The organism is Citrobacter telavivensis (assembly GCF_041807075.1).
Taxonomy (GTDB): domain Bacteria; phylum Pseudomonadota; class Gammaproteobacteria; order Enterobacterales; family Enterobacteriaceae; genus Citrobacter_A; species Citrobacter_A telavivensis.
The window spans coordinates 15,397-28,213 of the sequence record NZ_JBGUBF010000007.1 but is presented as its reverse complement, the minus strand read 5'-3'; the positions used below and the strand labels follow the sequence as shown (position 1 = coordinate 28,213).

Genomic DNA, 12,817 nt, shown 5'->3' with positions numbered 1-12,817 from the left:
ATGTCCGTTTCAACAGGGCGATATCTGGTCGCGGTGACGGCCTGCGTAAGCGGCGTGGCGCATACCTACATGGCGGCTGAACGACTGGAGAAGTTGTGCCAGCAGGAAAAGTGGACCATCAAGATCGAAACGCAGGGGGCGCTCGGCACGGAAAATCGCTTAACTGAAGATGATATCCGCCGGGCGGATGCTGTGCTGCTGATTACCGATATCGATCTGGCGGGCGCGGAGCGTTTTACCCAGTGCCGCTATGTCCAGTCCGGGATTAACGCCTTTCTGCGCGAACCGCAGCGTGTGATGAGCGCGGTACGTAAGCTACTTTCCGCTCCGCAATATACCCACCTTATTCTGGAGTAATCTGCTTTTCCGTTAGCTGGCTGTGATACTGACGACGATATTCTGACGGTGAGCGTTCGGTATTTTTACGAAACAGGCGGCAAAAGTAGTTACTGTCGACAAATCCACAGGTGCGAGCCACCTCTTTGATCTTCAGATCGTAGCCTTTTAGCAATGCTTTTGCGTGCTCCAGTCGCATATGGTTCAGGTATTCGTTAAAGCCGGTGGCCCCGGTTTTTTGAAACAGGTGCGAGAGATAGTTCGGTGAGATATAGAACGCCTGTGCCACCGACTCCCGGGTAAGCGGTGATGCGTAACGCTCGTCAATGTAGTCGCGGATAGCCTCAAATAACGCCTGACTGCGTGAGGCGGTTTGAATCTGGCTGCCAAGCAGATCGCGACAGTGGCTGAGCAGGCTGGCGACAATCAACCGCGCTGTCTGCTGCTCCTGTGGTTGCATCTGCATTTCATTGAGCGTCTGTAACAGAAAGGAACCGATACGCGGTCCACGGCGTGCCACGTGCTGTTTGACCAGGTTCTGGTATGTTTTCCCGTCCCATTGCACAACGCTGAACCCCAGCTGTTGTTTGCCAAACAGAATACTGAGCGTGATGACGGGCACTTGCCATTGCGGGAGGTTCCAGCCGCCAGCCGGTACATAGAGCACATCACAAGGCGTGAGCGTATCGGTAAGGCTGGCGTCGGCCAGTTCACCTTCCAGTACGATTTCCAGACGGGGAAAATCGACCTGATACGCCAGTTCCGGGATGGGGGTGAGCGTACTGGCGAAGAAAATCTGGCGCAGCGGCGAGGGGCCATGAATCAGGCGGGAAAGAAGATGGCTGACGTCTTGATACATGATGATCCCTTGCGTTGCGCAGACAGGGAAACAGTAACCGCCATGGTGAAAAAAGGCCACTCTAAAAAGAGTGGCCTGTTGAATGACTTACTGATTTCCTACCTGCTCGCCATACGGCAGGCTGTCGTAGTCAATCAGCGCATTTTTCTTGTACGGGTTGCCAATCCAGCGCGTCGTTTCTTTGAACTGCGGGCTGGTGAGGGAACGCGTCGGATCGAAACCGTCGTAGGTCAGGCCAGCTAAGTCGGACCAGGTGTGGATCAGTTCCGAACTGCTGTACTTACGATTCACATCCTGTGAGAAATCACGCGGATGCGCGGCCTGCCATTTCTCTGAGGTCCACAGCAGGAACGGCACGGTATACATGTGACGCGTCGGGTTGTCCTCGTTGCGACCCTGTGTTTTGTGCGGCGGCGTGTCATACACCTCTTCACCATGGTCGGAGAAATAGAGCAGGAAACCGTTCGGATCGGTTGCTTTATAATCCTTAATCAGGCTCGCGACGACCTTGTCGTTATACAGGTTGGCGTTGTCGTAATCGTTATACGACTCCTGCTCTTCTGCGTTCAGGCCCGGCGGGAGATGATCGGTACTGCCGTCGAATTTGCCCTGGTCTTCCGGGTAGCGGAATTTGTACTTAATGTGCGTGCCCAGCAGATGAACAATGATGAACTTTTTCGGTGCAGGATCGGCCATGATTTTCTTAAATGGCGTCAGCACGTTAGTGTCATATTCGCGCGCGCTTTGCGTACGCTGCTGGTTCATATAGAACTGCTCGTCGGTCTGCTTAGAGAAGACCGTGAGCATGGTGTTACGGGCGGTCATCGTCTGCTGGTTTGTGATCCAGTAGGTTTTGTATCCCGCCTGTTTCATCATGTTCATCAGCGACGGTTTCGTCAGATACAGGTCCGGGTTCTTCTCGTTCGCGAAGGTCAGCGCCTGTTGCAAGATTTCGATCGTGTAAGGGCGTGAGGTCACGACGTTATTAAACACGGTCAGATTCGGGTCTGACTTATGCAATTCGTCCAGTTCCGGTGTGGTTTCACGCGGATAACCGTACAGACTCATGCGGCCACGCTGGGTAGACTCGCCAATGACCAGCACCAGCGTGCGCGGTGCGTCGCCGGAGTTGTCTTTAAAATTGGTCAGCGGAGGCAGCGCGTGGTTCTGGCTCAACAGGTTGTTGAGTGAGGTCAACTGGCGCTGATACTGATAATACCCAATGACAAACTGCCACGGCGCGGCCGGTTCCATACGCGAGGAGAGGCCGCTTAGCGTCTTCTCATACGGTGAGTTGCCAAACGCAGAACGAACCACAAACGGGTTCAGGATCAGTCCGTATAGCAACGCAAAAGAGACGAGCCAACGCCAGCGTCCGGGAATATAGACGGGGCGCAGGCGCGTCCAGAGAAATACGGCGACAACGGTATAAGCCAGCGCAATGGCAATGATCTTCAGACTGAAGTACTGGCTCAGGTATTCGCTGGCTTCGTTGGCATTGGTCTCAAACATCACGAACAGGACGCTTTGCGAAAACTCTTGTCCGTAGATGACGTAATAGCAGAGCGTGGCCAGCGACGTGGCCCACAACACGACGCCCACCACCGCAGCAATAATGCGGGTTCGGTTGGGAAACAGGAAAATCGGGATCAGCCAAAGGGAGCTGTAAAGCAATGAGTCACGCAGCCCGTTGGTGCCGCTGAAACCGGAAACTAAAATAATGACCTGCAGTAATGACGAGAAAAACCAAAAATAGAGAAGCGCCCAGCCAAGGGCTTTCCAGCTAAATGATGGCGTAGACTGGAGGGTAGTGGATTGCATATTGTCAGCCTGTCTTTAAACGTGGTGCCAAACGTAGCGACTAAACCTTAAGAGAATCTGAAGCATCGGCACAAAGGCGCACGTTGCTCTGGAAAAATCTCACGGTGGAAAAAACAGACAGAAATATAGTGAATGTGTGGAGGTTATGACAGCAATATTTCAGCCCCCTCGCGCGCAACAGCACGAGAGGGGGGAAGAGGGTGAAATTAGCCGGTATTACGCATACCTGCCGCCACGCCGGCAATGGTGACCATCAGCGCTTGTTCAACGCGAGGATCGGGCTCTTTGCCCTGCTGTTCCGTCAGTCGTGAGCGGTGTAACAGCTCTGCCTGCAGAACGTTCAGCGGGTCGGTATAGATATTACGTAACTGAATGGACTCGGCAATCCACGGGAGATCGGCCATCAGGTGTGAGTCGTTGGCAATGGCCAGCACCACTTTGATGTCTTCTTCCAGCAGTTCGCGCAGTTCTTTGCCCAGCGGCCACAACTCTTTCGCCACCAGTCGCTGATCGTAATATTCCGCCAGCCACAGATCCGCTTTCGAGAACACCATTTCCAGCATGCCGAGGCGAGTGGAGAAGAACGGCCAGTCGCGACACATCGCTTCCAGTTCGCTCTGCTTACCATCTTCAACCACTTTCTGCAGCGCGGTACCGGCACCCAGCCAGGCTGGCAGCATCAGGCGGTTCTGTGTCCAGGCGAAGATCCACGGAATGGCGCGCAGGGATTCTACACCGCCGGTCGGGCGACGTTTCGCCGGACGTGAGCCGAGCGGCAGTTTACCCAGTTCCTGTTCTGGCGTTGCGGAGCGGAAGTACGGGACAAAGTCTTTGTTTTCACGAACATAACCACGGTATACGTCACAGGAGATGACCGAGAGTTCGTCCATGATATGACACCAGGCGTCTTTCGGCTCCGGCGGCGGCAGCAGGTTCGCTTCCAGAATCGCACTGGTGTACAGCGACAGACTGCTAACGGTGACTTCTGGCAGGCCGTATTTGAAGCGGATCATCTCGCCCTGTTCGGTCACGCGCAGACCGCCTTTCAGGCTGCCCGGCGGTTGTGAAAGCAGTGCCGCATGGGCTGGTGCGCCCCCGCGACCGATGGAACCGCCGCGACCGTGGAACAGCGTCAGCTCGATACCCGCTTTCTCGCAGGTTTTAATCAACGCATCCTGCGCCTGATACTGCGCCCAGGAGGCGGCCATCACGCCGGCGTCTTTTGCCGAGTCGGAATAGCCAATCATCACCATCTGCTTGCCCTGAATCAGACCGCGATACCAGTCGATGTTCAGCAGTTGGGTCATCACGTCGTCGGCATTGTTCAGGTCGTCGAGGGTTTCGAACAGCGGCGCAACCGGCATGGCGAAGCCAATTCCAGCCTCTTTCAGCAGCAGATGCACGGCCAGCACGTCGGACGGCGTTTTTGCCATCGAGATAACGTAGGCGGCAATTGAACCTTTCGGCGCTTCGGCAATGACCTTACAGGTATCGAGCACTTCGCGAGTGTCATTGCTCGGTTCCCAGTTGCGCGGCAGCAGCGGGCGTTTGGAGTTCAGTTCGCGGATCAGGAAGGCCTGTTTGTCCGCTTCTGACCAGCTTTCGTAATCCCCGATGCCGAGGTAACGGGTCAGTTCACCCAGCGCTTCGGTGTGGCGGGTACTTTCCTGACGGATATCAATACGGACCAGCGGAACGCCAAAACATTTCACGCGACGCAGGGTGTCGAGCAGTTCACCGTTGGCGATAATGCCCATGCCGCAGGCTTGTAGCGACCGGTAGCAGGCGTACAGCGGTTCCCACAGCTGCTCGTTTTGCGTCAACAGACCTGCTGGTTTCGGCAGCTTCTCGCCTTTGAGGCGCGCTTCCAGCCAGGCCTGGGTTGCCATCAGGCGTGCGCGCAGGTTTTTCATCAGATAGCGGTAAGGCTCCGATGCGCCTTCTTCGCCGACCATTGCTAACAGTTCCGGCGTGGCATTGACCATCGACAGTTCAGAAACCAGAACATGAATATCTTTCAGGAACAGATCGGTCGCTTTCCAGCGACTTAGCAGCAGAACGTGGCGGGTGATATCCGCGGTTACATTTGGGTTACCGTCACGGTCGCCGCCCATCCACGAGGTGAAACGTACGGGAACGAAATCAACGGGTAACTGGTAACCCAGATTCTCTTCCAGCTGTTCGTTAAGTTCGCGTAAATAGTTCGGAACCCCCTGCCACAGGCTGTTCTCGACCACCGCGAAGCCCCATTTGGCTTCATCAACCGGGCTTGGGCGCAGCTTACGAATTTCATCGGTGTGCCAGGACTGTGCAATCAGCTGGCGCAGACGGCGCATCAGCTGGTGGCGTTCGTACTCAACGATATCTTTGTTATCGAGTTGCTTCAGACAGGCGTTAATTTCGCCCATTTTGTGGATCAGCGTGCGACGGGTGATTTCCGTCGGATGTGCGGTCAATACCAGTTCCAGAGACAACGACTCCACCGCTTTTTTGATGATGGCGTCGTTCAGATCCGGCTGGTTTTTCAGTTTACGCAGGGTGCGGGCAATCACTTCCGGGTTGCTGGCGCCTTCGCCTTTTGGCGAACTGCTGTGATATTGCTCGGCGGTGTTGGCCAGGTTCAGGAACTGGCTAAACGCGCGTGCGACCGGCAGCAGCTCGTCATTCGACAGATTTTGTAACGTGGTGAGTAACTCCTGGCGATGAGCTTCATTGCCAGCGCGTGAGGATTTAGACAGCTTACGGATTGTTTCTACGCGATCAAGAATGTTCTCTCCCAGCGCATCCTTGATGGTTTCTCCCAGCACTTTGCCGAGCATACTGACATTACTACGCAACGCGGAATATTGTTCGTTCATATTAACCCAGACACCCCATCTCATATGTTTTACCCTTCGTCTTTCGCGCCGCAGATGTGTTGGCTGCGTTTGTGGGCTCCGGTCACTTACTTAGGTAAGCTCCCGGGGCGCCACAAACTTGCCGCCTTCCTGCAACACGAAATACTGTGGGTTTGAGTCCTGTGATCAGGACATTTGTTAATTCATCTCACTTTATAAAGCCACGTAAAAAACCATTCGTCAATTGCGGCGAAATCGCTTCAGCAAACGAATAAATGTCGATAATTTACGAAATTTAACTCACTTTGCGGCAGATAAGTATTACTTATGGAATTGTGACAAAAGTCACTCTCCGGTGTTACCGGAGAGTGATGGAGGTCAGTGCCAGCAGAAATGATGAACAACCTGGGTAATCAGTTCACGCGTCGGTTTGATGAACCGGGTTTCCAGATATTCATCCGGCTGGTGCGCCTGATTGATAGAGCCCGGGCCCAACACCAGCGTCGGACACAGGGTCTGAATAAACGGCGCTTCGGTACAGTAGTTCACCACATCGGTTTTCTCGCCCAGCAGTTTCTCCACTACTTCAACCAGCTGATGGTCTGGCGGACATTCGTAGCCCGGGATCGGTGGATGCAGTTCGGCAACGGTCAGCCGACCCGGCCAGCGTTCGCTCACCGGTGCCAGGGCTTCTGTCAGCAGGCCATCCAGATCGCCCAGCGTCATGCCCGGCAGCGGGCGGATATCCATATGCAGTTCACAGCAGGCGCAAATGCGGTTCGAGGCATCGCCACCGTGCAGACTGCCCAGATTCAGGGTGGGATACGGCACGGTGAAGGCATCGTAGTGATAACGTTCCTTTAGGGTGTCGCGCAGTTGCATAATGCGACCAATGGCGTCGTGCATCAGTTCGATAGCGTTCACGCCGCGCGCCGGATCGCTGGAGTGACCGGACTGGCCCATCACCCGTACTGCCGTTGAGATATGGCCTTTGTGCGCGCGAATCGGCTGTAGCGACGTGGGCTCACCGATGATCGCGCAATCGGGGCGAATCGCCGTGTTTTCTGAGAAGTAACGCGCGCCCGCCATGCTGGTCTCTTCATCTGCTGTCGCCAGGATGTAGAGCGGCTTTTTCAGTTGTGTCACATCAACGTCGCGAAGCGCGTCGAGAATAAAAGCGAAGAAGCCCTTCATGTCTGCCGTGCCCAGACCGTAGAGCTTGTTGTCATGCTCGGTGAGGGTGAAGGGATCGCGCGTCCAGCGCCCATCGTCAAACGGCACGGTGTCAGTATGACCCGTCAGCAGCAGGCCGCCCGCGCCCTGTCCGGTGCTGGCCAGCAGATTGAATTTATTGCGGGTTCCCGGGACCGGTTGAATCTCAACGTTAAAACCGAGATCGCTGAACCAACCCGCCAGCAGATTGATTAAAGACTCATTGCTCTGATCCAGCGCTTCTTCGGTAGCGCTGATGGACGGCGTGGCAATCAGGGCGCGGTAAATCTCGATAAATGGCGGTAAGTTCATTTTCATTGTTGACACACCTTAGGTCGTGATAGTATCAATATTCATGCAATAAATGTGAATAAAAATACATTAACGTTGAGCATAAAGGAACCTGATGTTGAATACGCTGATTGTAGGCGCTAGCGGTTATGCGGGCGCAGAGCTTGTAAGCTACGTGAATCGCCACCCCCATATGACCATAACCGCTTTGACCGTCTCAGCGCAAAGCAATGATGCGGGAAAGTTAATTTCTGATTTGCATCCACAGCTTAAAGGCATTGTCGATCTGCCCTTGCAGCCAATGTCCGATATCAGCGAGTTTACCGACGGCGTGGATGTGGTGTTTTTAGCCACCGCCCACGAAGTCAGCCATGACCTGGCACCGCAATTTCTGGCCGCCGGTTGCGTGGTCTTCGATCTTTCCGGTGCCTTCCGCGTGAACGATGCCGGGTTCTATGAAAAATACTATGGCTTCACTCATCAGCACCCTGACCTGCTTGAGCAGGCGGTGTACGGCCTGGCGGAGTGGAGCGCCGACAAGCTGAAAGAGGCGAATCTGATTGCGGTGCCGGGGTGCTATCCCACGGCGGCGCAACTCTCTCTTAAGCCGCTGATCGACGCCGGGTTGCTGGATTTGGCGCAATGGCCGGTGATTAACGCGACCAGCGGCGTGAGCGGGGCAGGACGTAAAGCGGCGCTGTCTAACAGTTTCTGCGAAGTGAGCCTGCAACCGTATGGCGTGTTTACCCATCGTCATCAGCCGGAGATTGCCACCCATCTGGGGACCGAGGTGATTTTCACGCCTCATCTGGGTAATTTTCCGCGTGGGATTCTGGAAACGATCACCTGTCGGCTGCAGCCGGGCGTGACGCATGCGCAGGTCGCTCAGGTATTACAGCAGGCGTATGGTGATAAACCGCTGGTGCGTCTGTATGACAAAGGCGTTCCGGCGCTGAAGAATGTCGTTGGGCTGCCGTTCTGCGATATCGGTTTCGCCGTGCAGGGTGAACATTTGATTGTGGTGGCTACCGAAGATAACTTGTTGAAAGGCGCCGCCGCACAGGCAGTACAGTGCGCTAATATTCGTTTCGGTTTTGCTGAAACGCAGTCTCTTATTTAAGGGTGCAATGATGAGTCCATTAATTATCAAGCTGGGTGGCGTATTACTGGATAGCGAAGAGGCGCTGGAGCGTCTTTTTACCGCGCTGGTGAACTATCGTGAGTCGCATCAGCGTCCGCTGGTCATTGTGCACGGCGGCGGCTGCGTCGTCGATGAACTGATGAAAGGGCTTAACCTGCCGGTGAAAAAGAAAAACGGCCTGCGCGTGACGCCTGCCGACCAGATCGACATCATCACCGGTGCGCTGGCGGGGACGGCAAACAAAACGTTGCTGGCCTGGGCGAAGAAGCATCACATTGCCTCCGTTGGTCTGTATCTTGGCGATGGCGATAGCGTAAACGTGACTCAGCTCGACGAAGAGCTTGGCCACGTTGGACTGGCGCAGCCGGGTTCGCCTGAGCTGATTAACACGCTGCTGGAAAAGGGTTTCCTGCCGGTGGTCAGCTCGATTGGGGTGACGGAAGAAGGGCAACTGATGAACGTGAACGCGGACCAGGCGGCGACGGCGCTGGCGGCGACGCTGGGCGCGGATTTGATCCTGCTCTCCGACGTGAGCGGGATTCTCGACGGTAAAGGTCAGCGTATTGCCGAAATGACCGCCGCGAAAGCGGAACAACTGATCGACCAGGGTATCATTACGGATGGCATGATTGTGAAGGTAAATGCCGCGCTGGATGCCGCGCGTACGCTGGGACGTCCGGTGGATATCGCTTCCTGGCGTCATGCCGAACAACTCCCGGCGCTGTTCAACGGCACGCCGATTGGTACGCGTATTCTGGCGTAATGATTTTGTGCCCGATGGCGGCTACGCCTTATCGGGCCTACGAAAACACAACCTGTAGACCGGATTAGCGCAGCGCCATCCGGCAATTCAAGAATTTAAGGAAGCATGTTATGGCACTTTGGGGTGGGCGTTTTACTCAGGCAGCAGATCAGCGGTTCAAACAGTTCAACGATTCGTTGCGCTTTGATTACCGTCTGGCGGAGCAGGATATTGTTGGCTCTGTCGCCTGGTCCAAAGCGTTAGTCACCGTTGGCGTGTTAACCGCTGACGAACAGCTTCAGCTCGAAGACGCGCTGAACATTCTGCTGGAAGAGGTCCGCGCCAATCCTCAGCAGATTCTGCAAAGCGATGCCGAAGATATTCATAGCTGGGTGGAAGGCAAACTGATCGACAAAGTGGGTCAGTTAGGTAAAAAGCTACATACCGGGCGTAGCCGTAATGACCAGGTCGCCACCGATTTGAAACTGTGGTGCAAAGAGACGGTGACCGAACTGCTTACCGCGAATCGTCAGCTGCAAAGCGCGCTGGTCGAGACGGCGGAAAATAACCAGGATGCGGTAATGCCGGGGTATACCCATCTGCAGCGTGCGCAGCCGGTGACGTTTGCGCACTGGTGTCTGGCCTATGTCGAAATGCTGGTGCGTGATGAAAGTCGTTTGCAGGACGCGTTAAAACGTCTGGATGTGAGCCCATTAGGCTGTGGCGCCCTGGCGGGGACGGCGTATGAAATCGATCGTGAACAGCTGGCCGGCTGGCTGGGTTTTGCCTCGGCAACGCGGAACAGTCTGGACAGCGTTTCCGATCGTGACCATGTGCTGGAACTGCTGTCTGACGCCGCTATCGGGATGGTGCATCTGTCGCGTTTTGCCGAAGACCTGATTTTCTTTAACACGGGTGAGGCGGGCTTTGTTGAGCTTTCCGATCGCGTGACCTCCGGCTCGTCGCTGATGCCGCAGAAGAAAAACCCGGATGCGCTGGAGTTGATTCGCGGTAAATGTGGCCGTGTTCAGGGTGCATTGACCGGCATGATGATGACGCTGAAGGGGCTGCCGCTGGCCTATAACAAAGACATGCAGGAAGACAAAGAAGGCCTGTTCGACGCGCTCGACACCTGGCTGGACTGCCTGCATATGGCCGCGCTGGTACTGGACGGTATCCAGGTGAAACGTCCGCGTTGTCAGGAAGCCGCGCAGCAGGGTTATGCAAACGCCACCGAACTGGCGGATTATCTGGTCGCGAAAGGCGTTCCGTTCCGTGAAGCGCACCATATCGTGGGTGAAACGGTCGTTGAGGCGATTCGCCAGGGGAAACCGCTGGAAGATCTGCCGCTGGGCGACCTGCAGAAATTCAGTAGCGTCATCGGCGATGATGTGTATCCGATCCTCTCCCTGCAGTCGTGTCTGGACAAGCGCGCGGCGAAAGGCGGCGTGTCTCCTCAGCAGGTTGCGCAAGCGATCGGCTATGCGAAGGCGCGTCTGGCATAACGGTTATGCGGTTTCACTCAGCCTGGCGCGATGCCAGGCTTTTTTATGTCACTGCATCAGGCATTACTGACCATAGTAGGCGTTCGCGCCGTGCTTCCTTAAAAAGTGCTTGTCCAACAATGTTTGCTGCATCGCGGTGAGATGGGGTTGCAGTTGCTGTGTGAACAAGTTCATATACGCGATTTCTTCAAGCACAACGGCGTTATGCACGGCGTTGGCAGGATCGGTGCCCCAGGCAAAGGGGCCATGACTGTTTACCAGTACGGCAGGAATATGGTTGGGCGCGATCCCTCGTTGTTTAAAGGTTTCAATAATGACGCTGCCGGTGTCGTATTCGTAACGTCCATTGATTTCTTCATCCCGCATGGGGCGTGTACAAGGAATTGCGCCATAGAAATAATCAGCATGTGTTGTGCCCAGCGGCATTAAATCTTTTCCGGCCTGCGACCAGATGGTCGCGTGGCGCGAATGGGTATGGACGATGCCGCCAATATCTGGAAAGGCGTGATACAGCGCCAGATGCGTGTCGGTATCCGATGACGGTTTTTTGTTCCCTTCGACAACCTTTCCACTGTGTATATCGACGACGACCATATCATCCAGACTCATATTGTCGTATTCGACACCGGAGGGTTTAATCACCATTACCCCTTTTTCGCGATCAATTCCGCTGACATTTCCCCATGTAAAGGTGACCAGTTGATGAGCCGGCAAAGATAAATTAGCGGCCAGCACTTTTTTCTTCAGTGTATTCATTCTTTACTCCTGAATTACCGTTTGCTTTTATAAAAAGCGGATTTTCTCTCGTTCTTTAATTGGCGCGGTTTGTCACGTTGTTATTTAAATTACGCTGAATAAATAAGATGTAAAATTCATACAGATTCTTTGTGTTACCAAAACAACGAAAACGGTCAAATTCGGAACTAATCGGGCATGTTTTTGTGTTTTATGAATGCCCGTAAATGACCGAATGGTGGTTTTCTTGTGGAAACAACAGAATAAAAGAGCGATGTTTTGTGATGTAGATTGGATTTCTTCATTGCTTTTTGCTTTTGTTGCAGTCGGATTTTTGGTTTTTGTCACGTTACAGTGTGTGTGATATTTCTGTAAAACGATCCTTGACACCACTCACTTTAATTTAGGGCAAAAAGATTAATGATAAACACATGATGAAATCGGTTTTCGTGGGTCGATATTATGTTGCAGGCAGAACGTTATAAAATGATTTGTGCGCATGTTCAGAAGTTGGGGGCGGTGCGCGTCACGGAACTGTCGCAATTATGTCAGGTGTCGCAGGAAACAATTCGCAGAGATCTGACGAGGCTGGAAAAAAATAAGAAGCTCACCCGCAGCTTTGGTGGTGCGGTTTCACTGGATGCGCCGGATATTACGCCTGTGGCGATTGAAGACAACACCTGGCAAAAAAATAGCGTGGATCGGGCGGAATCATTTCGTAAACGTACTGAAGAACATCCTGATATTAAAGCAAAAATCACCAAAGCAGCGCTCCAGTTTATTCATCCTGGCGACTGCATTTTGATGGATAACAGCAGCACCTGTTGGTTTCTGGCCCGGCAAATCCCGGATATCGATATAACGGTCGTGACCAATTCACTGCGTATTATCCAGGCGTTAGCTTGTCGGGATAACGTTCGTATTATTGGTATCGGCGGCGAGTATTCCGAACGTCATGATGATTTTCATGGTCCGGTTGCGGAGAGCGCCATCAGAAACTTTCAGATTAATAGTTTCTTTTTTTCCTGTCAGGGCGTGAATCTGGAAAATGGAATCCGTGATGGTAGTGAAATAAATGCCCGGCTGAAACAGGTTATGTTACAGGTTTCGGCGAAAAAAATATTAATGGTTGACTCCAGTAAGTTCGAACAGTTCGCCTTTAGCAAAATATGTATGCTGGATGAAATTGATATTATGGTTACCAATAGTTGTAGTGATGAGCGTTACCGTAGTTTGCATCCGCAGTTAAATGTTGTTGAAGTTGATAAGTCATAGATGTGAATCGTTATCTGAATAATTGAGGTAGCATCCCGATTATTTAGCCAATACCAGAGAAAA

At 53.5% G+C, this 12,817-nt stretch carries 10 protein-coding genes; 5 read left to right on the top strand and 5 right to left on the bottom strand.

What is annotated here, in order from left to right:
• Entirely contained in the window at positions 1–357 is a 357-nt protein-coding gene (locus ACERJC_RS21120) for a PTS fructose-like transporter subunit IIB (protein ID WP_046493492.1), read from the top strand.
• On the opposite strand, the gene ACERJC_RS21115 is transcribed toward ACERJC_RS21120, so the two are convergent.
• From ACERJC_RS21115 to argE, 4 genes are all read right to left on the bottom strand, one after another.
• Positions 344–1,195, bottom strand: coding sequence for a helix-turn-helix transcriptional regulator (locus ACERJC_RS21115; RefSeq protein WP_373672427.1), 852 nt, complete (start codon positions 1,193–1,195; stop codon positions 344–346). The genes ACERJC_RS21120 and ACERJC_RS21115 overlap by 14 nt on opposite strands.
• A gap of 87 nt (positions 1,196–1,282) precedes the next feature.
• A complete protein-coding gene (locus ACERJC_RS21110; protein WP_373672426.1) occupies positions 1,283–3,016 on the bottom strand; it encodes a phosphoethanolamine transferase CptA in 1,734 nt (577 codons plus the stop codon).
• A gap of 206 nt (positions 3,017–3,222) precedes the next feature.
• Complete coding sequence (ppc, locus tag ACERJC_RS21105; RefSeq protein WP_286632369.1) at positions 3,223–5,874, bottom strand: phosphoenolpyruvate carboxylase; 2,652 nt, start codon at positions 5,872–5,874, stop codon at positions 3,223–3,225.
• Between the two features lie 357 nt (positions 5,875–6,231).
• Complete coding sequence (gene argE / locus ACERJC_RS21100; protein WP_046493499.1) at positions 6,232–7,383, bottom strand: acetylornithine deacetylase; 1,152 nt, start codon at positions 7,381–7,383, stop codon at positions 6,232–6,234.
• A gap of 88 nt (positions 7,384–7,471) precedes the next feature.
• On the opposite strand from argE, the gene argC reads away from it, so the two are divergent.
• From argC to argH, 3 genes are all read left to right on the top strand, one after another.
• Positions 7,472–8,476, top strand: coding sequence for an N-acetyl-gamma-glutamyl-phosphate reductase (gene argC, locus ACERJC_RS21095; protein ID WP_152401273.1), 1,005 nt, complete (start codon positions 7,472–7,474; stop codon positions 8,474–8,476).
• A gap of 7 nt (positions 8,477–8,483) precedes the next feature.
• Positions 8,484–9,260, top strand: a complete 777-nt coding sequence (gene argB, locus ACERJC_RS21090) for an acetylglutamate kinase (RefSeq protein WP_152401275.1) — start codon at positions 8,484–8,486, stop codon at positions 9,258–9,260.
• 110 nt (positions 9,261–9,370) lie between these two features.
• The gene (gene argH, locus ACERJC_RS21085; RefSeq protein ID WP_373672425.1) at positions 9,371–10,744 is read left to right on the top strand and encodes an argininosuccinate lyase; all 1,374 of its coding nucleotides are present in this window, start codon (positions 9,371–9,373) and stop codon (positions 10,742–10,744) included.
• A gap of 63 nt (positions 10,745–10,807) precedes the next feature.
• Here argH and araD read toward each other — a convergent pair whose 3' ends face one another.
• Positions 10,808–11,500, bottom strand: coding sequence for an L-ribulose-5-phosphate 4-epimerase (gene araD, locus ACERJC_RS21080; protein ID WP_373672424.1), 693 nt, complete (start codon positions 11,498–11,500; stop codon positions 10,808–10,810).
• A 441-nt stretch (positions 11,501–11,941) separates the two neighbouring features.
• Between araD and ACERJC_RS21075 the strand changes: the two genes are divergently transcribed.
• A complete protein-coding gene (locus tag ACERJC_RS21075) occupies positions 11,942–12,754 on the top strand; it encodes a DeoR/GlpR family DNA-binding transcription regulator (protein WP_152401281.1) in 813 nt (270 codons plus the stop codon).
• Positions 12,755–12,817: the final 63 nt, after the last annotated feature.